The sequence below is a fragment of the Enterobacter sp. FB genome, assembly GCF_000805795.1.
GTDB lineage: Bacteria > Pseudomonadota > Gammaproteobacteria > Enterobacterales > Enterobacteriaceae > Enterobacter > Enterobacter roggenkampii.
In genome coordinates, this window is the sequence record NZ_JSZC01000006.1 from 341,020 (window position 1) to 361,986 (window position 20,967).

At 57.2% G+C, this 20,967-nt stretch carries 19 protein-coding genes and 1 other RNA gene; 16 read left to right on the forward strand and 4 right to left on the reverse strand.

Annotation, left to right across the window (positions count from 1 at the left end; all coding sequences use genetic code 11):
* Window positions 1-180 precede the first annotated feature (180 nt).
* The 6 genes from epd to PI91_RS04085 all read left to right on the forward strand — a co-directional run bounded on the left by epd (window position 181) and on the right by PI91_RS04085 (window position 6,231).
* Complete coding sequence (gene epd, locus PI91_RS04060; protein WP_039265486.1) at window positions 181-1,200, forward strand: erythrose-4-phosphate dehydrogenase; 1,020 nt, start codon at window positions 181-183, stop codon at window positions 1,198-1,200.
* 49 nt (window positions 1,201-1,249) lie between these two features.
* Window positions 1,250-2,413, forward strand: coding sequence for a phosphoglycerate kinase (gene pgk / locus PI91_RS04065; protein WP_008499732.1), 1,164 nt, complete (start codon window positions 1,250-1,252; stop codon window positions 2,411-2,413).
* A gap of 92 nt (window positions 2,414-2,505) precedes the next feature.
* On the forward strand, window positions 2,506-3,585 hold the full coding sequence (fbaA, locus tag PI91_RS04070) for a class II fructose-bisphosphate aldolase (RefSeq protein WP_008499731.1): 1,080 nt from the start codon (window positions 2,506-2,508) through the stop codon (window positions 3,583-3,585).
* Between the two features lie 186 nt (window positions 3,586-3,771).
* A complete protein-coding gene (locus tag PI91_RS04075; RefSeq protein ID WP_039265487.1) occupies window positions 3,772-4,626 on the forward strand; it encodes a small-conductance mechanosensitive channel MscS in 855 nt (284 codons plus the stop codon).
* 145 nt (window positions 4,627-4,771) lie between these two features.
* Window positions 4,772-5,407: an arginine exporter ArgO gene (gene argO / locus PI91_RS04080; RefSeq protein WP_039265488.1), complete on the forward strand. Its 636-nt coding sequence runs from the start codon at window positions 4,772-4,774 to the stop codon at window positions 5,405-5,407.
* A gap of 92 nt (window positions 5,408-5,499) precedes the next feature.
* Window positions 5,500-6,231, forward strand: a complete 732-nt coding sequence (locus tag PI91_RS04085; protein WP_008499728.1) for an oxidative stress defense protein — start codon at window positions 5,500-5,502, stop codon at window positions 6,229-6,231.
* 43 nt (window positions 6,232-6,274) lie between these two features.
* Here PI91_RS04085 and argP read toward each other — a convergent pair whose 3' ends face one another.
* On the reverse strand, window positions 6,275-7,168 hold the full coding sequence (gene argP, locus PI91_RS04090; protein ID WP_008499727.1) for a DNA-binding transcriptional regulator ArgP: 894 nt from the start codon (window positions 7,166-7,168) through the stop codon (window positions 6,275-6,277).
* Between the two features lie 127 nt (window positions 7,169-7,295).
* Here argP and rpiA point away from each other — a divergent pair, with 127 nt between their 5' ends.
* Together rpiA and serA are read left to right on the forward strand one after the other, a co-directional pair.
* Entirely contained in the window at window positions 7,296-7,955 is a 660-nt protein-coding gene (gene rpiA / locus PI91_RS04095; protein WP_003860091.1) for a ribose-5-phosphate isomerase RpiA, read from the forward strand.
* Between the two features lie 267 nt (window positions 7,956-8,222).
* Window positions 8,223-9,455: a phosphoglycerate dehydrogenase gene (serA, locus tag PI91_RS04100; RefSeq protein ID WP_021242062.1), complete on the forward strand. Its 1,233-nt coding sequence runs from the start codon at window positions 8,223-8,225 to the stop codon at window positions 9,453-9,455.
* Between the two features lie 102 nt (window positions 9,456-9,557).
* On the opposite strand, the gene PI91_RS04105 is transcribed toward serA, so the two are convergent.
* The 3 genes from PI91_RS04105 to zapA all read right to left on the reverse strand — a co-directional run bounded on the left by PI91_RS04105 (window position 9,558) and on the right by zapA (window position 10,733).
* Window positions 9,558-10,154 carry a 5-formyltetrahydrofolate cyclo-ligase gene (locus PI91_RS04105; protein WP_039265489.1) on the reverse strand — a complete coding sequence of 199 codons (597 nt, stop codon included), beginning with the start codon at window positions 10,152-10,154 and terminating at the stop codon, window positions 9,558-9,560.
* Window positions 10,155-10,178: 24 nt separating this feature from the next.
* Window positions 10,179-10,362, reverse strand: a non-coding RNA gene (ssrS, locus tag PI91_RS24475) — 6S RNA.
* Between the two features lie 41 nt (window positions 10,363-10,403).
* On the reverse strand, window positions 10,404-10,733 hold the full coding sequence (gene zapA, locus PI91_RS04110; RefSeq protein ID WP_006811891.1) for a cell division protein ZapA: 330 nt from the start codon (window positions 10,731-10,733) through the stop codon (window positions 10,404-10,406).
* A gap of 168 nt (window positions 10,734-10,901) precedes the next feature.
* On the opposite strand from zapA, the gene PI91_RS04115 reads away from it, so the two are divergent.
* The 8 genes from PI91_RS04115 to PI91_RS04150 all read left to right on the forward strand — a co-directional run bounded on the left by PI91_RS04115 (window position 10,902) and on the right by PI91_RS04150 (window position 20,935).
* Window positions 10,902-11,480 (forward strand): YecA family protein, encoded by a 579-nt coding sequence (locus tag PI91_RS04115; RefSeq protein ID WP_025912457.1) that lies wholly within the window; start codon window positions 10,902-10,904, stop codon window positions 11,478-11,480.
* 31 nt (window positions 11,481-11,511) lie between these two features.
* Entirely contained in the window at window positions 11,512-12,825 is a 1,314-nt protein-coding gene (gene pepP / locus PI91_RS04120) for a Xaa-Pro aminopeptidase (RefSeq protein ID WP_086538466.1), read from the forward strand.
* Window positions 12,822-14,000, forward strand: coding sequence for a 2-octaprenyl-6-methoxyphenyl hydroxylase (ubiH, locus tag PI91_RS04125; protein WP_039265490.1), 1,179 nt, complete (start codon window positions 12,822-12,824; stop codon window positions 13,998-14,000). Before pepP ends, ubiH begins: the two co-directional genes overlap by 4 nt.
* Window positions 14,001-14,012: 12 nt before the next feature.
* A complete protein-coding gene (ubiI, locus tag PI91_RS04130) occupies window positions 14,013-15,215 on the forward strand; it encodes an FAD-dependent 2-octaprenylphenol hydroxylase (RefSeq protein ID WP_039265491.1) in 1,203 nt (400 codons plus the stop codon).
* Between the two features lie 397 nt (window positions 15,216-15,612).
* Window positions 15,613-16,707 carry a glycine cleavage system aminomethyltransferase GcvT gene (gcvT, locus tag PI91_RS04135; protein ID WP_025757745.1) on the forward strand — a complete coding sequence of 365 codons (1,095 nt, stop codon included), beginning with the start codon at window positions 15,613-15,615 and terminating at the stop codon, window positions 16,705-16,707.
* A gap of 23 nt (window positions 16,708-16,730) precedes the next feature.
* Window positions 16,731-17,120: a glycine cleavage system protein GcvH gene (gene gcvH / locus PI91_RS04140; RefSeq protein ID WP_008499718.1), complete on the forward strand. Its 390-nt coding sequence runs from the start codon at window positions 16,731-16,733 to the stop codon at window positions 17,118-17,120.
* 127 nt (window positions 17,121-17,247) lie between these two features.
* Window positions 17,248-20,121: an aminomethyl-transferring glycine dehydrogenase gene (gene gcvP, locus PI91_RS04145; protein ID WP_032664330.1), complete on the forward strand. Its 2,874-nt coding sequence runs from the start codon at window positions 17,248-17,250 to the stop codon at window positions 20,119-20,121.
* A 70-nt stretch (window positions 20,122-20,191) separates the two neighbouring features.
* On the forward strand, window positions 20,192-20,935 hold the full coding sequence (locus PI91_RS04150) for an SDR family oxidoreductase (protein WP_032675464.1): 744 nt from the start codon (window positions 20,192-20,194) through the stop codon (window positions 20,933-20,935).
* Window positions 20,936-20,967: the final 32 nt, after the last annotated feature.

Consider the following 20,967-nt stretch of genomic DNA (forward strand, 5'->3'; position numbering starts at 1 on the left):
TCTGGACAGACATTCCTTTTATTCCCCGATTCGCTTATTCTTGCTGAAGCGTTTCAGTCGATTAAATGTTCGACAATTGACCAATCAATCGCAGTTTGTGACAGCAAGGATTCCCCTTCGGGCGTAGCTGGATTACTCTTTCAGCCACCTCACACTCTGGGATTGCTTTGCAGGAGATCTATGACCGTACGCGTAGCGATTAACGGCTTCGGTCGCATCGGGCGTAATGTGGTTCGTGCTTTGTATGAATCCGGACGTCGGGCGGAAATAACCGTGGTGGCAATCAATGAACTGGCGGATGCTGCGGGCATGGCGCATTTATTGAAGTATGACACCAGCCACGGACGCTTTGCCTGGGATGTGCGTCAGGAAAGAGATCAGCTTTTTGTGGGTGATGACGCTATTCGTGTGCTGCATGAGAACAGCATCTCCGGGCTACCCTGGCGTGAACTGGGTGTGGATGTCGTACTTGACTGTACCGGAGTGTATGGCAATCGCGAACATGGCGAAGCGCATCTGACAGCCGGCGCGAAAAAAGTTCTGTTTTCTCATCCCGGCAGTAACGACCTCGACGCGACCGTCGTGTTTGGCGTCAACCAGCATGAGCTGCGGGCCGAACACCGCATTGTTTCCAACGCCTCCTGTACCACCAACTGCATTATTCCGGTCATCAAACTGTTAGACGATGCGTATGGCATTGAGTCCGGCACCGTGACCACGATTCACTCCGCCATGCACGATCAGCAGGTCATTGACGCTTACCACCCGGATTTACGGCGCACGCGTGCAGCGAGCCAGTCAATCATTCCGGTGGATACGAAACTGGCGGCAGGGATCACCCGAATTTTTCCGCAGTTCAATGACCGTTTTGAAGCGATTGCCGTGCGCGTCCCAACGATCAACGTCACCGCAATCGACCTTAGCGTAACGGTGAAAAAACCGGTAAAAGCCTGTGAAGTCAACCTGTTGCTGCAAAAAGCGGCACAGGGGGCATTTCATGGTATAGTTGACTATACGGAATTACCGTTGGTCTCAGTAGATTTTAACCACGACCCGCACAGCGCCATCGTCGATGGCACGCAAACGAGGGTCAGTGGCGCACACCTTATCAAGACGCTGGTCTGGTGTGATAACGAATGGGGCTTTGCTAACCGAATGCTCGACACCACGTTAGCAATGGCTGCTCAAGGTTTCAGGTAAGACGCATCGTGCGTCTGCAAAACTTTAAGAATCAACGAGAGGATTCACCATGTCTGTAATTAAGATGACCGATCTGGATCTGGCTGGTAAACGCGTTTTCATCCGTGCCGATCTGAACGTACCGGTTAAAGATGGCAAAGTGACCAGCGACGCGCGTATCCGTGCATCTCTGCCAACCATCGAGCTGGCTCTGAAGCAGGGCGCGAAAGTGATGGTCACCTCCCACCTGGGTCGTCCAACTGAAGGCGAGTACAACGAAGAGTTCTCTCTGCTGCCAGTGGTTAATTACCTGAAAGACAAACTGTCCAACCCGGTTCGCCTGGTGAAAGATTACCTGGATGGCGTTGACGTAGCAGCCGGTGAACTGGTTGTTCTGGAAAACGTTCGCTTCAACAAAGGCGAGAAGAAAGACGACGAAACCCTTTCCAAAAAATACGCTGCACTGTGCGACGTGTTCGTGATGGATGCCTTCGGTACGGCGCACCGTGCTCAGGCGTCTACCCACGGTATCGGTAAATTCGCAGACGTTGCGTGTGCCGGTCCTCTGCTGGCTGACGAACTGGAAGCGCTGGGTAAAGCACTGAAAGAACCTGCTCGTCCAATGGTGGCTATCGTTGGTGGTTCTAAAGTTTCTACCAAACTGACCGTTCTGGATTCCCTGTCTAAAATCGCTGACCAGCTGATCGTTGGCGGTGGTATCGCGAACACCTTCGTTGCCGCTCAGGGCCACAACGTGGGTAAATCCCTGTACGAAGCAGACCTGGTTGACGAAGCCAAACGCCTGCTGGGTACCTGTGATATCCCGGTTCCAACTGACGTTCGCGTCGCGACCGAGTTCTCCGAAACCGCAACCGCGACTCTGAAGTCTGTAAACGACATCAAAGACGAAGAGCAGATTCTGGATCTGGGCGACGTTTCTGCACAGAAACTGGCTGAAATCCTCAAAAACGCAAAAACTATCCTGTGGAACGGTCCGGTTGGCGTGTTCGAATTCCCGAACTTCCGCAAAGGGACTGAAATCGTTGCTAACGCTATCGCAGACAGCGAAGCGTTCTCTATCGCAGGCGGTGGTGACACCCTGGCAGCAATCGACCTGTTCGGTATCGCTGACAAGATCTCCTACATCTCCACTGGTGGCGGCGCATTCCTCGAATTCGTGGAAGGCAAAGTACTGCCAGCAGTAGCAATGCTCGAAGAGCGCGCTAAGAAGTAAGCCATTCAAGGGCAGGGAAACCTGCCCAATTTTCAGCGCGCTTTTAAGAGCTCGCACCTTTTCTAACGGCCGAAGATACAGGACTAAGCAACATGTCTAAAATTTTTGATTTCGTAAAACCTGGCGTTATCACTGGTGATGACGTACAGAAAGTGTTCCAGGTAGCTAAAGAAAACAACTTCGCTCTGCCAGCAGTTAACTGCGTGGGTACCGACTCCATCAACGCCGTACTGGAAACCGCTGCAAAAGTTAAAGCACCGGTTATCGTTCAGTTCTCTAACGGCGGCGCTGCGTTCATCGCAGGTAAAGGCGTGAAAACTGACATTCCTCAGGGTGCTGCAATCCTGGGCGCTATCTCTGGTGCGCACCACGTTCACCAGATGGCTGAGCACTACGGTGTTCCAGTTATCCTGCACACTGACCACTGCGCGAAGAAACTGCTGCCGTGGATCGACGGTCTGCTGGACGCGGGTGAAAAACACTTCGCGGCAACCGGTAAGCCACTGTTCTCTTCTCACATGATCGACCTGTCTGAAGAGTCACTGCACGAAAACATCGAAATCTGCTCTAAGTACCTGGCGCGCATGGCCAAAATGGACATGACCCTGGAAATCGAACTGGGTTGCACCGGCGGTGAAGAAGACGGCGTGGACAACAGCCACATGGACGCTTCTGCACTGTACACCCAGCCAGAAGACGTTGATTACGCTTACACCGAGCTGAGCAAAATCAGCCCACGCTTCACCATCGCAGCGTCCTTCGGTAACGTACACGGCGTTTACAAACCAGGCAACGTGGTTCTGACCCCAACCATCCTGCGTGATTCTCAGGAATACGTTTCCAAGAAACACAACCTGCCGCACAACAGCCTGAACTTCGTCTTCCACGGCGGTTCCGGTTCTTCTGCTCAGGAAATCAAAGACTCCGTAAGCTACGGCGTTGTGAAAATGAACATCGATACCGACACCCAGTGGGCAACCTGGGACGGTATCCTGCAGTACTACAAAGCGAACGAAGCTTACCTGCAGGGCCAGCTGGGCAACCCGAAAGGCGAAGACCAGCCGAACAAGAAATACTACGATCCACGCGTATGGCTGCGCGCAGCGCAGACGTCCATGGTGACCCGTCTGGAGCAGGCTTTCAAAGAACTGAACGCGATCGACGTTCTGTAATTTGAGCTGCTAACAGCATCAGAAGGCCCGCAAATGCGGGCCTTTTTTTATGCTTTTTCAATACCCTGCCAGACCTGCTTTTGTGATCTGTTTGGCAAAACCAGTGCTTTTTGTTTACCCTTTACAGACCTGCCTGTCTCCATGGGGGATGGATTTTGTGTTTTGGTTTAACAAAAGGAAGAATAAATGGAACAACTCGATGTTGTAGACAGCATCAATAACGCCGGTAACTGGCTGGTGCGCAACCAGGCCCTGCTGCTGAGCTATGCCGTGAACATCGTCGCGGCGATTGCCATCATCATCGTCGGGATGATCGTGGCGCGTATTGTCTCGAATACGGTTAACCGCGTGATGCTGGCCCGTCACATTGACGCCACGGTGGCTGACTTCCTCTCCGCACTGGTGCGTTACGGCATTATCGCCTTTACGCTGATTGCGGCGCTGGGCCGTGTTGGAGTGCAAACCGCCTCCGTCATCGCCGTTCTCGGTGCCGCCGGTCTGGCTATTGGTCTGGCGCTGCAGGGCTCGCTTTCAAACCTGGCGGCAGGCGTTCTGCTGGTGACCTTCCGTCCGTTCCGCTCCGGCGAGTACGTTGACCTTGGCGGCATTGCCGGAACCGTGCTGCAGGTACAAATTTTCTCAACGACCATGCGCACCGTCGATGGCCGCATCGTGGTCGTGCCGAACGGGAAAATTATCGCGGGCAACATCATCAACTTCTCCCGTGAGCCGGTGCGTCGTAACGAACTGATTATCAGCGTGGCATACGACTCCGACATCGATCAGGTGAAGTCGCTGATTACCAACATCATTGCTTCTGACGATCGCATTCTGAAAGACAAAGAACAGACGGTTCGCCTGAATGAACTCGGCGCTTCCTCCATTAACTTTGTGGTGCGTATCTGGAGCAAAAGCAGCGATCTGCAAAACGTGTACTGGGACGTGCTGGAACGCATTAAGCGCGACTTCGACGCCAACGGCATCAGCTTCCCGTACCCGCAGATGGACGTGAACGTCAAAAAAGTCAAAGAAGCAGAATAACGTCTCCCGTAGGCCCGGTAAGCGCTAGCGCCACCGGGCTTTACTTTCATAAGCTCCGCTAATACCCAATTAATATTATCCATTTCCTCTTATGTAATTCGCGCAGTATAGTCGGCTTCCAGAACAACACTGCGAGAAAATCGTCATGCTATCTTATTATTTTCAAGGGCTTGCCTTAGGTGCAGCCATGATCCTTCCGCTAGGACCGCAAAATGCGTTCGTGATGAATCAGGGCATTCGCCGCCAGTACCATCTGATGATTGCCCTGCTGTGCGCGGTGAGCGATTTGCTGCTGATCTGTGCCGGGATTTTTGGCGGCAGCGCGCTGCTGATGCAGTCTCCGTGGCTGCTGGCGCTGGTCACCTGGGGCGGCGTGGCGTTTCTGCTCTGGTACGGATTCGGCGCCCTGAAAACGGCGATGAGCAGCAACCTCGAGCTGGCGAGCGCGGAGGTCATGAAGCAGGGCCGCTGGAAGATTATCGTCACCATGCTGGCGGTGACCTGGCTAAACCCTCATGTCTATCTCGACACCTTCGTCGTGCTGGGCAGTCTGGGCGGTCAACTGGACGTTGAACCGAAACGCTGGTTTGCGCTCGGCACGGTCAGCGCCTCGTTCCTCTGGTTCTTCGGTCTCGCCATTCTGGCGGCATGGCTGGCGCCCCGCCTGCGTACGGCCAAAGCCCAGCGCATCATTAATACCCTTGTGGGGCTGGTGATGTGGTCTATTGCCTTTCAGCTGGCAAAAGAGGGGATTCATCATGTCCAGGAATTGTTCAACTAATCCTTGTCTTATGGACAACTGAACAAGACCCGCTAAGCTTGCTGGCATGCGCCCTGTTATTGGGGCACTCTTCGCAACATGGAGGAATGACAGTGAAGTTTAAAGTGATGGCCCTGGCGGCATTAGTAAGTTTCGGTGCGGTGTCGGTGCAGGCAAGCGAATTGCCGGATGGCCCGCACATCGTCACGTCAGGCACCGCAAGCGTGGACGCGGTACCCGATGTTGCAACCCTGGCAATTGAGGTGAATGTGGCGGCGAAAGATGCGGCGACGGCCAAGAAGCAGGCTGACGATCGCGTTGCGCAATACCTCTCTTTCCTCGAGCAGAACGGTGTCGGTAAAAAAGATATCAACTCTGCGAACCTGCGTACTCAACCCGATTACGACTACCAGAATGGCAAAAGCATCCTGAAAGGCTACCGTGCCGTGCGTACCGTTGAAGTGACCGTGCGTCAGCTGGATAAGCTTAACTCGCTGCTGGACGGTGCGCTGAAGGCGGGCCTGAACGAGATCCGTTCCGTGTCGCTGGGCGTTGCGCAACCGGAGAAATACAAAGACGAAGCGCGTAAAGCGGCGATTGATGATGCCATTCACCAGGCGGAACAGCTGGCTTCTGGCTTTAAGAGCAAGCTCGGTCCGGTTTACAGCGTGCGTTACCACGTCTCTAACTACCAGCCAAGCCCGATGGTTCGTATGATGAAGGCTGATGCCGCCCCGGTGTCCGCTCAGGAAACTTACGAGCAGCCAACCATTCAGTTCGACGATCAGGTGGATGTGGTGTTCCAGCTGGAACCTGTTGCAGCACAGCCGAAGCCTGCTCAGTAATCTGTAGGCCGGGTAAGGCGTAGCCGCCACCCGGCTTTTCTTTTTAATCCTGTCTCAATACCTTATGCCCGTACGCCAGCAGCGCGTCAGTGACGTTGCGCATCATGCGGCTTTCCGGCGCAAAACGGTGCCAGTAGAGCATCCGACGCTGATACAGCCCCGGCGTTAAGTCAATCAGCTCACCGCTTTTCAACTCTTTCTCAATCTGCAGGTGCGGGATCATACAGCAGGTCGTGCCCTGGCGTGCAAGCTGCACGAAGGCTTCTGACGAGTTCACGATATGGCACGGCACGCTGCCCGGCGGCAGGTCGAAGTTTTGCTGCAGGAACGCCTGATGCATATCGTCCAGATGGTCGAAGGCCACGGCAGGGGCTTTCAGCAGCGCCGCGCGGGTGACGCCGTTGGGGAAGTAGCGTTCCGCAAAGGCTTTTGAACCCACAAACAGGTAGTCCAGGGCGCCTAACTGATCGACAAGGCAGCTTGGCAGCGCCTGAGGCTGAATACTGACCGCTCCAACCACTTCACCGCGACGCAGGCGCTCCTGGGTGCGGGTTTCGTCTTCAACCTGCAAATTCAGGCGGATAGGGGAGTCCGCGAGGACCGGTGCCAGGGCCGGCAGCAGCCAGGTTGCCAGACTGTCGGCGTTGACCGCCAGAGAGAGCAGCAGCGGCGTAGAGCCCGTTTGTTCGTCACCCAGCCACTCGTCTTCCAGCAGTTCAACCTGACGCAGCAGAGCGAGGAGCTTTTGCCCTTGCTCTGTTGGACGTGGCGGCACGGTACGCACCAGCAGCGGCTGGCCGAACATGTTTTCAAGCTGTTTGATACGCTGAGAGACGGCGGACTGCGTGATGCAAAGCTTTTGCGCCGCGCGCTCAAAGCCTCGTTCACGAATAACTGCATCAAGTGCCTGTAGTGTTCTGTAGTCCGGACGTTTCATTGCTCTGGCTGGCTCCTTAATTTTGCTTATTCTGCACTATGACACAATTTTCCCTTTGTGGCAGACGAATTCCATTCGACGTGTTCTATAATGCGCCCTGAGTTTTCACACCACAGGCAAAACGATCATGACGCAGGATGAACTGAAAAAAGCAGTAGGATGGGCCGCTCTCCAGTACGTACAGCCGGGTACCATTGTCGGTGTCGGTACGGGATCAACCGCGGCACACTTTATCGATGCGCTGGGCACGATGAAGGGGCAGATCGAGGGCGCGGTTTCCAGCTCTGATGCTTCCACGGAAAAGCTGAAAAGCCTCGGCATTACCGTTTTCGATCTTAACGAAGTGGATCGTCTGGGGATTTACGTTGATGGCGCGGATGAAATCAACGGCCACATGCAGATGATCAAAGGCGGCGGCGCGGCGCTGACGCGCGAAAAAATCATCGCCTCCGTTGCGGACAAGTTTATCTGCATCGCCGACGCCTCCAAGCAGGTGGACATTCTGGGTAATTTCCCGCTGCCGGTTGAAGTGATCCCGATGGCCCGCAGCGCGGTTGCCCGTCAGCTGGTCAAGCTGGGCGGTCGTCCGGAATATCGTCAGGGCGTAGTGACCGACAACGGCAACGTGATCCTCGACGTTCACGGTCTGGAAATTCTTGACGCGATTGCGCTGGAAAACGCCATCAACGGCATTCCAGGCGTAGTGACCGTAGGGCTATTCGCCAACCGTGGCGCGGATGTGGCGCTGATCGGCACCGCTGACGGCGTGAAAACCATCGTAAAATGATCTGACGGGGGGGAGTCCTCCCCCCGCTAAAAAATTTTTGAAACGCTAAATTCGGTGACTTGTGTCACGTTTTTATGCCTCTTTTGCCGATCCTTCCGCGTTTGTAAATTTCTATAGCATTTTCCTCTGCCATTTTGCGCTGTATGACTTTCCTTCAGCGTACTGACGCAAACGTTCATATTGCTGCAATAGTTTTTTTTGATATGTTGGCTACAGCGGATTTATATCCAGCACAACATCAGTTCAGACAAAAACAGGGTCGGGTAAATGGCAAAGGTATCACTGGAGAAAGACAAGATTAAATTCCTGCTGGTCGAGGGCGTGCATCAAAAAGCAATCGATAGCCTTCGTGCGGCAGGTTACACCAACATCGAATTTCACAAAGGCGCGCTCGATACCGAAGAGCTGAAAGCGTCCATCCGTGATGCCCACTTCATTGGCCTGCGATCCCGTACTCACCTGACTGAAGATGTGATTGCCGCGGCGGAAAAGCTGGTGGCTATCGGCTGCTTCTGCATCGGTACCAACCAGGTTGACCTGAATGCTGCTGCGAAACGCGGTATTCCTGTCTTCAACGCCCCGTTCTCTAACACCCGTTCCGTGGCGGAGCTGGTGATTGGCGAACTGCTGCTGCTCCTGCGCGGCATTCCGGAGGCTAACGCTAAAGCACACCGCGGCGTCTGGAACAAACTGGCTGCGGGCTCCTACGAAGCCCGTGGGAAAAAACTGGGTATCATCGGCTATGGCCACATCGGTACCCAGCTGGGGATTCTGGCGGAATCTCTCGGTATGCATGTCTATTTTTACGATATCGAAAGCAAGCTGCCGCTGGGCAATGCCACCCAGGTTCAACACCTGTCTGACCTTCTGAACATGAGTGACGTGGTAAGCCTGCACGTGCCGGAAAATGCGTCCACCAAAAACATGATGGGCGCAGAAGAGCTGGCGTTGATGAAGCCGGGCTCACTGCTGATTAACGCCGCGCGCGGTACGGTGGTCGATATCCCTGCGCTGTGCGATGCGCTGAAGCGTAAGCATCTGGCAGGGGCGGCCATCGACGTTTTCCCAACGGAGCCCGCCACCAACAGCGATCCGTTCACCTCTCCGCTGTGCGAGTTCGACAACGTGATCCTGACGCCACACATCGGCGGGTCTACGCAGGAAGCGCAGGAGAATATCGGTCTGGAAGTGGCAGGTAAGCTGAGCAAATACTCCGACAACGGTTCTACGCTCTCTGCGGTGAACTTCCCGGAAGTGTCTCTGCCGCTGCACGGCGGTCGTCGTCTGCTGCACATCCACGAAAACCGTCCAGGCGTGCTCACCGCGATCAACCAGATCTTTGCCGAGCAGGGCGTCAACATTGCCGCGCAGTATCTGCAGACCAACTCGCAGATGGGCTATGTGGTCATTGATATCGAAGCGGATGACGATGTGGCCGAGAAAGCGTTGCTGAGCATGAAGGCCATTCCAGGGACGATTCGCGCGCGTCTGCTTTACTGATGGTGCGGTCTGTGGTGTCGGGTGGCGCTGACGCTTACCCGACCTACAATGTTTGAGGATTTATGTAGGCCGGGTAAGGCGCAGCCGCCACCCGGCTTTATCCTACCAGACCCAGATTTTGCTGGGCGTCACCACCGCCGGTAACGGCACATCCCATTTCTCCACCGGCAACGCCTCCACGCCCTGGCAATCATGCGCGTAGCCTACCGGCTGCAACCCATACTGCTGCCAGTTTTGTAGCGTTCTGTCGTAAAAACCACCGCCCATTCCCAGGCGCTGTCCCTGCTCATCAAACGCCACCAGCGGCGTAATCAGCACATCCAGCTGTGACAGCGGCAGCACGTCGCGCACATCGAGTTTCGGCTCGGTGATTTTCAGACGATTCACCACCAGCTCGCTGTGCGGGTGATAGTGCAAAAAAAGCAGATTGCCTTCGCTGAACGGGTGCAGCACCGGCAGGTATACCTTCTTCCCGGCGCGCCAGAGCTGCTCTATCAGCGGTTGGGTGTCCAGTTCGCCGTCAAACGACAGAAACAGGGCAACCGTGCGCGCCATCACGACAGGGGGATACGCCATCATACGGGCGGCGGCCTGATGGGCAAAATGCGCTTGCTGTTCTGGGGTTAACGCACGACGGCGCTGGCGAATGAGCTGACGAATGTCCTGGCGTGAAGCTGAAACTTCAGGGAATTGAGTCATGGTAGTCGGTAGAAGAAAAGAGAGGGAATCTCCGAGATGCCGCCGCAGGCTGTAACCCTTGAACCCTTGGTTCAAGGTGAATGTGTCGTCATAGTTTTAAGGCTTCTCGGACGGACCGAGCATGCTCACCAACCATGGAGCGCCACATTCTTGTGGTATGAAATATCGGCTCAGGGGACTGGCCCGCTTGCGAACATCTCAGAGAAATTTTGTCTTCACAGTTACTCTACCATAGTCAACTGAGAAGTGTTATTCAAACTTGGGTCCCGGTCTTTCGGGATTGCGACCTTGATCAAGCAATGCTTGTTCTATGGTCTGCTGGAGCATTTTTATGCGCTGCTCCATGCTTGCCGCGTAGTCGCGGGTCTTCGCTTTTTCCTGAGTCAGTTCATAGCTGATGTTCAACGCGGCGATGAAAACCAGCTGCTCAGTATTTGTGACTCTAGTGCGTTCTTTTAGATCTTGCAACCGCTGATTCAAATCGTCCGCAGCCTGATTCAAAGCATCCCTTTGTTCAGGCGGACAATTCACTCGCAGTGAACGGCCAAAAATCTGGAGATCGACGGGTTGTGCAGACATGCCACCTTCCTGCTGATTGACTGCGCTGCCTTCGCTTACTGCCCCGGGGGCTGCGAAGGGGCGACACTATAGCTACCCTGATGTGAAGATACAAGCCCTTTTCTGGTATCACCAGGGTCCAAAGTGGTAGCATATCATGAAACTTCCCCCCAATGATGACGAATGCGCATGTCTATACAGAACGAAATGCCTGGTTACAAGGATTTAAACCAGTTACTGAACCAGCAGGGAGTCGGTTTAACCCCTGCCGAAATGCACGGTCTGATCAGTGGCATGCTGTGCGGCGGAAACAGCGACAGCTCCTGGCAGCCGCTGATCCACGACCTCACGAATGAAGGGCTGGCGTTTGGTCACGAGCTGGCGGAAGCGCTGCGTAAAATGCACGCCGCTATCAGCGATTCGCTGGAAGACGATGGCTTCCTTTTTCAGCTTTATCTGCCTGACGGCGACGACGTCAGCGTGTTCGATCGCGCCGATGCGCTGGCCGGCTGGGTAAACCACTATCTGCTGGGGCTGGGCGTCACGCAGCCTAAACTGGATAAAGTGACCGGCGAAGCGGGTGAAGCGATCGACGACCTGCGCAACATTGCCCAGCTTGGCTACGATGAAGACGAAGACCAGGAAGAGCTGGAAATGTCTCTCGAAGAGATCATCGAGTACGTGCGCGTGGCGGCACTGCTGTGCCACGACAACTTTACGCGCTCACAGCCGACCGCACCGGAAGTTCGTAAGCCAACCTTACATTAAGAAAAATAACGCACAGGAGGGTGTCATGGTTATCTCGAGTCAAGAGTATTCGCGCCGCCGTCAGGCGCTGCTGGCGAAAATGCAGCCGGGCAGCGCCGCGCTGATTTTTGCCGCGCCCGAAGTGACGCGCAGCGCCGACAGCGAATATCCCTATCGCCAGAGCAGCGATTTCTGGTACTTCACCGGCTTTAACGAGCCGGAAGCGGTACTGGTGCTGATTAAAAGCAATGACACCCACAACCACAGCGTGATTTTCAACCGCGTGCGCGACCTGACGGCCGAAATCTGGTTTGGCCGCCGCCTGGGCCAGGAGGCCGCGCCGGCGAAGCTGGGCGTTGACCGTGCGCTGGCGTTTAGCGAAATCAACCAGCAGCTCTATCAGTTGCTTAACGGCCTCGACGTGCTCTATCACGCGCAGGGCGAATATGCCTACGCCGATGAGATTGTCTTCACCGCGCTGGATAAGCTGCGCAAAGGCTCGCGCCAGAACCTGTCCGCACCGGCCACGCTGACGGACTGGCGTCCGGTGGTGCATGAGATGCGCCTGTTCAAGTCTGAGGAAGAGCTAAATGTGATGCGCCGCGCGGGCGAAATCAGCGCGCTGGCACACACCCGCGCCATGGAGAAATGCCGTCCCGGGATGTTCGAATACCAGCTGGAAGGCGAAATTCACCACGAATTTAACCGCCACGGCGCGCGCTATCCCTCCTACAACACCATTGTCGGCGGCGGCGAAAACGGCTGCATTCTGCACTACACCGAAAACGAAAGTGCGCTGCGCGACGGCGATCTGGTGCTGATTGACGCCGGTTGCGAATATCAGGGTTATGCGGGGGACATCACCCGTACCTTCCCGGTGAACGGTAAATTCTCGCCAGCACAGCGCGCGATTTACGACATTGTTCTCGAATCCCTTGAGACAGCGCTCAAACTGTATCGTCCGGGGACTTCCATGCAGGAAGTGACCGGCGAAGTGGTGCGCATCATGATTACCGGTCTGGTCAGGCTCGGGATCCTGAAAGGGGATGTCGACACCCTGATTGCTGAAAATGCGCACCGACCGTATTTCATGCACGGCCTGAGCCACTGGCTGGGGCTGGACGTGCACGACGTTGGCGCATACGGCACCGACCGTTCGCGCGTGCTGGAGCCGGGCATGGTATTAACCGTGGAGCCGGGTCTCTACATCGCTCCGGATGCCGACGTGCCAGAAGAATACCGCGGGATTGGCATTCGTATTGAAGACGATATCGTGATTACCGAAACCGGTAACGAAAACCTGACCGCCAGCGTCGTGAAAAACGCTGACGATATCGAGGCGCTGATGGCAGCGGCACGCGCATGAGCGTGATTATCGTGGGCGGCGGCATGACCGGGGCCACGCTGGCGCTGGCCATTTCGCATATGACGCAGGGCCAGCTTCCGGTGCACCTGGTAGAAGCCGTTGCGCCAGAGGCGTCGAACCACCCCGGTTTTGATGCCCGCGCCATTGCGCTGGCGCAGGGCACCTGCCAGCAGCTTTCCCGCATTGGGATCTGGCAGGCGATTGCCGACCGTGCTACGGCGATCGGGACCGTTCACGTCAGCGATCGCGGACATGCAGGCTTTGTCACGCTGGACGCGCAGGATTACCGGATTGATGCCCTGGGTCAGGTTGTTGAGCTGCACGACGTCGGATTACGTCTGTTCCGCCTGCTCCAGGACGCGCCGGGCGTCACGCTGCATTGCCCCGCGCGCGTGGCCAGCGTGAGCCGAAGCGAAGCGTCGGTCAGCGTGACGCTGGAAAACGGCACCGTCCTTGAAGGTCAACTTCTGGTCGCTGCGGACGGTTCGCGCTCGTCGCTCGGTACCCAGTGCGGCGTGGAGTGGCGCCAGCAGCCTTACGGCCAGGTGGCGGTCATTGCGAACGTCGCTACCGCAGCTGACCACAACGGCAGGGCGTTTGAGCGCTTTACGCAGCATGGCCCACTGGCGATGCTGCCGATGTCGGACGGGCGCTGTTCCCTTGTCTGGTGCCATCCGCAGGATAAGGCTGAAGAGGTGAAGGCCTGGTCCGACGAACGTTTTTGTACCGAGCTGCAGAAAGCCTTTGGCTGGCGGCTGGGGCGTATTACCCATGCCGGCAAGCGGACGGTCTACCCGCTTTCGCTTACTACGGCGTCTCAGTCCATCTCCCATCGTCTGGCGCTCGTCGGTAATGCCGCGCAGACGCTGCACCCCATCGCGGGGCAAGGTTTCAACCTTGGCTTACGCGATGTCATGAGCCTGGCCGAATCTCTGGCGCAGGCGTGGGGCGAGCAAAAAGACTGTGGGGCCTATTCGGTGCTGAGTCATTACCAGAAGCGCCGACAGGCGGATAAAGAGGCCACCATCGGTGTGACCGATGGTCTGGTTCATCTTTTTGCCAATCGCTGGGCACCGCTGGTTGCGGGTCGCAACCTTGGGCTGATGGCGATGGAATTATTCATTCCGGCACGTGACGTGCTGGCGCAGCGGACCCTGGGTTGGGTCGCGCGTTAAGGAGTTATCACCGTGCAAAATGTTGATGTCGCCATCGTTGGCGGCGGAATGGTTGGACTGGCATTGGCCTGCGGGTTACAGGGCAGCGGCCTGCGCGTGGCGGTGCTGGAGCAAAAGCAGCCTCAGCCCGTTGCACCGGATGCGCCGCCGGAACTCCGCGTCTCGGCGATCAATGCGGCCAGCGAAAAGCTGCTGACGCACCTTGGCGTCTGGGCAGATATTGTGGCGCACCGCGCCAGCTGCTATCACGGCATGGAAGTGTGGGATAAAGACAGCTTTGGTCATATTGCTTTTGACGATGAAAGCATGGGCTATAGCCATCTGGGGCACATCGTTGAAAACGCGGTGATCCACCACGCGCTCTGGCAGAAAGCACAGCAGTGCGGCGACGTGACGCTGATTGCGCCTGCGCAGATCCAGCAGGTGGCGTGGGGCGAAAACGAGGCGTTTATCACCCTGCAGAGTGGCGACATGCTGACCGCGCGTCTGGTGGTCGGTGCTGACGGTGCCAACTCCTGGCTGCGTAATAAAGCCGATATCCCGCTGACATACTGGGATTACCGCCATCATGCTCTGGTCGCGACGATCCGTACCGAAGAGCCGCACGGCGGCGTGGCGCGCCAGATTTTCCACAACGACGGCATACTGGCGTTCCTGCCGCTTGCCGATCCGCACCTGTGCTCAATTGTCTGGTCCCTGGTGCCGGAAAAAGCCCAGCAGATGCATGAGGCGACGCCGGAGGCCTTTAACCAGGCGCTGTGCGTGGCCTTTGATAACCGCCTTGGCCTGTGCACGCTTGAAAGCGAGCGTCAGGTGTTCCCGTTAACCGGCCGCTACGCGCGCCAGTTTGCGGCGCACCGTCTGGCGCTGGTGGGCGATGCGGCGCATACCATCCATCCGCTGGCCGGGCAGGGCGTCAACCTTGGTTTTATGGACGCGGCGGAGCTGGTAGATGAGCTGCGTCGCCTGCATCGTGAAGGCAAAGATATCGGCCAGCATCTCTACCTGCGTCGCTACGAGCGCAGCCGCAAGCACAGCGCGGCCATGATGCTGGCGGGCATGCAGGGCTTCCGCGAGCTGTTTGCCGGATCAAATCCGGCGAAGAAATTGCTGCGCGACATCGGCCTTAAGCTTGCTGACACTCTTCCGGGTGTTAAACCCCAACTCCTCCGTCAGGCGATGGGTCTGAACGACCTCCCGGACTGGCTGCGTTAATGTAGACCCCTGTCACACTTTCTTTTCCCGGCCTCTGCGCCGGGGAAATTCCCTCGTTTGAAATATTCTAATTTCACGTCATTTTTCGCATTAGATAATCTAATGTCGTGTTTTTCTCGTTACGGAAATTCGGCCCGTTTTACCGCACGAAATATCACCATGTGCTAAATCCTGTTAGATCATTGTTAATTTTGTGCGGGGTTAATCGCATTTTTCCAGTGGATAACTCTGTAGGCTTTTCAGCGTTTTTTGGTCATAAGCTAATGTGATGACCTGTTTTGCCTTATGGTTAACCGCCGTTTTCGGTGGTAAGTTCAGGTAAAAGAGAACGTTTGCGTCGGTGCCCGAACGCGGGGCCGATACCGGGTTTCACGGTGAATTTTTCAACGAGGACAAGATGGCTCAACAGACTCCTTTGTACGAACAACACGTGTTGTGCGGCGCCCGCATGGTGGACTTCCACGGCTGGATGATGCCGCTGCACTACGGCTCGCAGATTGATGAGCACCACGCGGTGCGCACCGATGCCGGTATGTTCGACGTGTCCCATATGACGATTGTCGATCTGCACGGTAGCCGCACCCGGGAGTTTTTGCGTTATCTGCTGGCAAACGACGTCGCCAAACTGAAGACGCCGGGTAAAGCGCTCTATACCGGCATGCTGAATGCCTCGGGCGGCGTGATTGATGACCTTATCGTCTACTACTTCACCGAAGATTTCTTCCGCCTCGTTGTAAACTCCGCCACCCGCGAAAAAGACCTCTCCTGGATCACCCAACACGCCGAACCGTATGCCATCGACATCACCGTCCGTGATGACCTGTCGCTGATCGCCGTGCAGGGGCCTAACGCGCAGGCGAAAGCCGCGTCTCTGTTCAACGATGAGCAACGTAAAGCCACCGAAGGCATGAAGCCGTTCTTCGGCGTGCAGGCGGGCGATCTGTTTATCGCCACCACCGGCTACACCGGTGAAGCGGGCTACGAAATTGCGATGCCGAACGAAAAGGCCGCTGATTTCTGGCGTGCGCTGGTGGAGGCGGGCGTGAAGCCTGCGGGCCTGGGCGCGCGCGATACGCTGCGTCTGGAAGCGGGCATGAACCTCTACGGTCAGGAGATGGACGAAGGCGTCTCTCCGCTGGCCGCCAACATGGGCTGGACCATCGCGTGGGAACCGGCTGACCGTGACTTTATTGGCCGTGAAGCGCTGGAGATGCAGCGCGAGAAGGGCACCGAACAGCTGGTTGGCCTGGTGATGAAGGAAAAAGGCGTACTGCGCGGCGAACTGCCTGTACGTTTTACCGATGCTGACGGCAATCCTCGCGAAGGCGTGATCACCAGCGGAACCTTCTCACCGACGCTGGGCTACAGTATTGCACTGGCACGCGTGCCGGCGGGCATTGGCGAAACGGCGGTGGTGCAAATCCGCAACCGCGAAATGCCGGTCAACGTGACCAAACCGATTTTTGTTCGCGCCGGTAAGCCGGTCGCCTAACTATTTTTATCAGGAGAACTTCAATGAGCAATGTGCCAGCAGAACTGAAATACAGCAAAGAACACGAGTGGCTGCGTAAAGAGGCGGACGGCACTTACACCGTCGGGATCACCGAGCACGCGCAAGAGCTGCTGGGCGACATGGTGTTTGTTGACCTGCCTGACGTGGGCACGACCGTGAGCGCGGGCGACGACTGCGCCGTGGCGGAGTCCGTAAAAGCGGCATCAGACATCTACGCACCGGTAAGCGGTGAGATTGTTGCGGTCAACGACGCGCTGAGCGACTCCCCGGAGCTGGTCAACAGCGAGCCTTATGAAGGCGGCTGGATCTTCAAGATCAAAGCCAGCGACGAATCCCAGGTTGCCGCGCTGCTGGATGCGACCGCATACGAAGCACTACTGGAAGACGAATAACGTTGTGCCGGATGGCGCTGCGCTTATCCGGCCTGGAGATCAACGTAGGCCCGGTAAGCGTTAGCGCCACCGGGCAACAGCGTTACAGATAACTACGATTCACTGCACGTTTCAGGAACCATCGCTCATGACACAGACTTTAAGCCAGCTTGAAAACCGTGGCGCCTTCATTGAACGTCACATTGGGCCGGATGCTCAGCAACAGCAGGAGATGCTGAAGACGGTTGGCGCGGATTCATTAAACGCACTGATCGGCCAGATTGTGCCAAAAGACATCCAGCTTGCCACGCCGCCTCAGGTGGGGGAAGCCACCACGGAGTTCGCCGCGCTGGCGGAGCTGAAGGCTATCGCCGGCCTGAACAAGCGCTATAAGTCTTACATTGGCATGGGCTACACCAACGTGCAGCTGCCGCCGGTGATCCTGCGCAACATGCTGGAAAACCCGGGCTGGTACACCGCCTATACGCCGTATCAGCCAGAAGTGTCCCAGGGTCGTCTGGAAGCGCTGCTGAACTTCCAGCAGGTAACGCTGGATCTGACCGGGATGGATATCGCCTCCGCGTCTCTGCTGGATGAAGCGACCGCCGCCGCCGAAGCGATGGCGATGGCGAAGCGCGTGAGCAAGCTGAAAAATGCCAACCGCTTCTTCGTGGCGGCGGACGTGCATCCGCAGACGCTGGACGTGGTGCGCACCCGTGCGGAAACCTTCGGCTTTGACGTGATCGTCGATGACGCTGACAAAGTGCTGGATCACCAGGACGTCTTCGGCGTGCTGCTGCAGCAGGTGGGCACCACCGGCGAAGTGCACGACTACGGCGCGCTGATTGCCGAGCTGAAATCCCGCAAGGTGGTTGTCAGCGTTGCCGCCGATTTTATGGCGCTGGTGCTGCTGACGGCACCGGGCAAACAGGGCGCGGATATCGTATTCGGCTCAGCACAGCGCTTCGGCGTACCGATGGGCTACGGCGGCCCGCACGCGGCGTTCTTCGGCGCGAAAGATGAATTTAAACGTTCCATGCCTGGCCGTATTATCGGCGTCTCCAAAGACGCTGCCGGTAATACCGCGCTGCGCATGGCGATGCAGACCCGCGAGCAGCATATCCGCCGCGAGAAAGCGAACTCCAACATCTGTACCTCGCAGGTTCTGCTGGCAAACATCGCCAGCCTGTACGCCGTGTTCCACGGCCCGGCAGGCCTGAAACGCATTGCCAGCCGCATTCACCGCCTGGCCGATATCCTGGCCTGCGGCCTGCAGCAAAAAGGTCTTAAGCTGCGCCATACCCACTATTTCGACACGCTGTGCGTGGACGTGGCGGACAAAGCCGCCGTGCTGGCACGCGCGGACGCGGCAAAGATCAACCTGCGCAGCGACATCCACAACGCCGTCGGCATTACGCTGGATGAAAGCACCACCCGTGACGATATCCTGAACCTGTTCAGCGTGCTGCTGGGTGACGCGCACGGTCTGGACATTGACGCACTCGACAAAGAAGTTGCGCTCGACAGCCGCTCCATTCAGGACAGCATGCTGCGTAACGACGCCATCCTGACGCACCCGGTCTTCAATCGCTACCACAGCGAGACCGAGATGATGCGTTACATGCACTCTCTGGAGCGCAAGGATCTGGCGCTGAACCAGGCGATGATCCCGCTGGGATCCTGCACCATGAAGCTGAACGCCGCGGCAGAGATGATCCCGATCACCTGGCCTGAATTCTCCGAGCTGCACCCGTTCTGCCCGCCGGAGCAGGCGGAAGGTTATCACGTGATGATTAACCAGCTTTCCGACTGGCTGGTGAAGCTGACCGGTTACGACGCGCTCTGCATGCAGCCGAACTCCGGCGCGCAGGGTGAATATGCCGGCCTGCTGGCGATCCGTCACTATCACGAAAGCCGTAACGAAGGCCATCGCGATATCTGCCTGATCCCAAGCTCCGCCCACGGCACCAACCCGGCCTCAGCCCAGATGGCGGGCATGGAAGTCGTGGTGGTCGCGTGCGATAAGAACGGCAACATCGACCTGGCTGACCTGCGCGCGAAAGCCGAACAGGCGGGCGACAAGCTCTCCTGCATCATGGTGACCTATCCGTCCACCCACGGCGTGTACGAAGAGACCATCCGTGAAGTGTGCGAAGTGGTGCACCAGTTCGGCGGTCAGGTATACCTCGATGGCGCGAACATGAACGCGCAGGTGGGCATTACCTCTCCGGGCTTTATCGGCGCGGACGTGTCGCACCTTAACCTGCACAAAACCTTCTGCATCCCGCACGGCGGTGGCGGCCCGGGCATGGGCCCAATCGGCGTGAAGGCGCACCTGGCACCGTTTGTCCCAGGCCACAGCGTTGTGCAGATCGAAGGCATGCTGACCCGTCAGGGCGCGGTCTCTGCGGCACCGTTCGGTAGCGCCTCTATCCTGCCAATCAGCTGGATGTACATCCGCATGATGGGCGCGGAAGGGCTGAAGCAGGCGAGCCAGGTGGCCATTCTGAACGCCAACTACATTGCGACGCGCCTGAAGTCTGCCTTCCCGGTGCTCTATACCGGCCGCGACGGTCGCGTGGCGCACGAGTGCATCCTCGATATTCGTCCACTGAAAGAGCAGACCGGCATTAGCGAGCTGGATATTGCCAAGCGTCTGATCGACTACGGCTTCCACGCGCCTACCATGTCGTTCCCGGTTGCGGGCACGCTGATGGTGGAGCCAACGGAGTCCGAAAGTAAAGCCGAGCTGGACCGCTTTATCGACGCGATGCTGGCCATCCGCATGGAAATTGACCGCGTGCAGGACGGCGAGTGGACGCTGGAAGATAACCCGCTGGTCAACGCTCCCCACACCCAGCACGAGCTGGTGGCCGAGTGGAACCACGGCTATTCCCGCGAGCTGGCCGTCTTCCCGGCGGGCGTGGCGAACAAATACTGGCCGACCGTGAAGCGTCTTGATGATGTCTACGGCGACCGTAACCTGTTCTGCTCCTGCGTGCCGATGAGCGAATACCAGTAACATTGCTGATGTCGTAACGTAGGCCGGGTAAGGCGAAGCCGCCACCCGGCTTTTTTATTGGGAGAAGAAAATGGGCATTGCACTTGTGACCGGCGCCAGCCGGGGCATTGGGAAGGCCACTGCGCTGCAGCTGGCCCGCGAAGGCTACACCGTGGCGGTGAACTATCATCACAACATTAAGGCCGCAACGGATGTGATCAACCAGATTGTTGAGGCGGGCGGTAAAGCCTTTGCCGTTCGGGCAGACATCAGTGATGAAGCTCAGGTGCTGGCGATGTTTGAAAGCCTCGATCGTGAAGGCGAGCCGCTGACCGCGCTGGTCAATAATGCGGGGATTCTGTTTGAGCAATCCACCATCGAGAATCTCTCCGCCGAGCGTATTAACCGCGTCCTGGCGACCAACGTTACGGGCTACTTCCTCTGCTGCCGGGAAGCGGTAAAACGCATGTCCTTCAAACATGGCGGCAAGGGCGGGGCGATAGTGAATGTCTCTTCCGCGGCGTCCCGCCTGGGCGCACCGGGTGAATATGTGGATTACGCCGCGTCCAAGGGGGCGGTGGATTCGCTGACAACGGGGCTGTCGCTGGAGGTGGCGGCGCAGGGCATTCGCGTCAACTGCGTCCGTCCGGGCCTGATCTATACCGATATTCATGCTTCGGGCGGAGAACCGGGGCGAGTGGACCGCGTGAAAGCGTTACTGCCGATGCAGCGCGGCGGCCAGCCGGAAGAGGTCGCCCAGGCGATTGTCTGGCTGCTGAGCGAAAAGGCGTCGTACGTGACGGGGAGTTTTATTGAGTTAGCGGGCGGGAAATAAGCCGGGTGGCGGCCCGGCCTCCTATTCGTGTA

Excerpts from the sequence above, each read along its gene's own strand:
- PI91_RS04075 (WP_039265487.1), top strand. The coding sequence starts at position 3,772 with ATGGAACAACTCGATGTTGTAGACAGCATCAATAACGCCGGTAACTGG.
- gcvT (WP_025757745.1), top strand. The coding sequence starts at position 15,613 with ATGGCTCAACAGACTCCTTTGTACGAACAACACGTGTTGTGCGGCGCC.
- zapA (WP_006811891.1), bottom strand. The coding sequence starts at position 10,733 with ATGTCTGCACAACCCGTCGATCTCCAGATTTTTGGCCGTTCACTGCGA.
- argO (WP_039265488.1), top strand. The coding sequence starts at position 4,772 with ATGCTATCTTATTATTTTCAAGGGCTTGCCTTAGGTGCAGCCATGATC.
- fbaA (WP_008499731.1), top strand. The coding sequence starts at position 2,506 with ATGTCTAAAATTTTTGATTTCGTAAAACCTGGCGTTATCACTGGTGAT.
- gcvH (WP_008499718.1), top strand. The coding sequence starts at position 16,731 with ATGAGCAATGTGCCAGCAGAACTGAAATACAGCAAAGAACACGAGTGG.
- serA (WP_021242062.1), top strand. The coding sequence starts at position 8,223 with ATGGCAAAGGTATCACTGGAGAAAGACAAGATTAAATTCCTGCTGGTC.
- PI91_RS04150 (WP_032675464.1), top strand. The coding sequence starts at position 20,192 with ATGGGCATTGCACTTGTGACCGGCGCCAGCCGGGGCATTGGGAAGGCC.
- pgk (WP_008499732.1), top strand. The coding sequence starts at position 1,250 with ATGTCTGTAATTAAGATGACCGATCTGGATCTGGCTGGTAAACGCGTT.
- argP (WP_008499727.1), bottom strand. The coding sequence starts at position 7,168 with ATGAAACGTCCGGACTACAGAACACTACAGGCACTTGATGCAGTTATT.
- PI91_RS04115 (WP_025912457.1), top strand. The coding sequence starts at position 10,902 with ATGTCTATACAGAACGAAATGCCTGGTTACAAGGATTTAAACCAGTTA.
- ubiH (WP_039265490.1), top strand. The coding sequence starts at position 12,822 with ATGAGCGTGATTATCGTGGGCGGCGGCATGACCGGGGCCACGCTGGCG.
- epd (WP_039265486.1), top strand. The coding sequence starts at position 181 with ATGACCGTACGCGTAGCGATTAACGGCTTCGGTCGCATCGGGCGTAAT.
- PI91_RS04105 (WP_039265489.1), bottom strand. The coding sequence starts at position 10,154 with ATGACTCAATTCCCTGAAGTTTCAGCTTCACGCCAGGACATTCGTCAG.
- gcvP (WP_032664330.1), top strand. The coding sequence starts at position 17,248 with ATGACACAGACTTTAAGCCAGCTTGAAAACCGTGGCGCCTTCATTGAA.
- rpiA (WP_003860091.1), top strand. The coding sequence starts at position 7,296 with ATGACGCAGGATGAACTGAAAAAAGCAGTAGGATGGGCCGCTCTCCAG.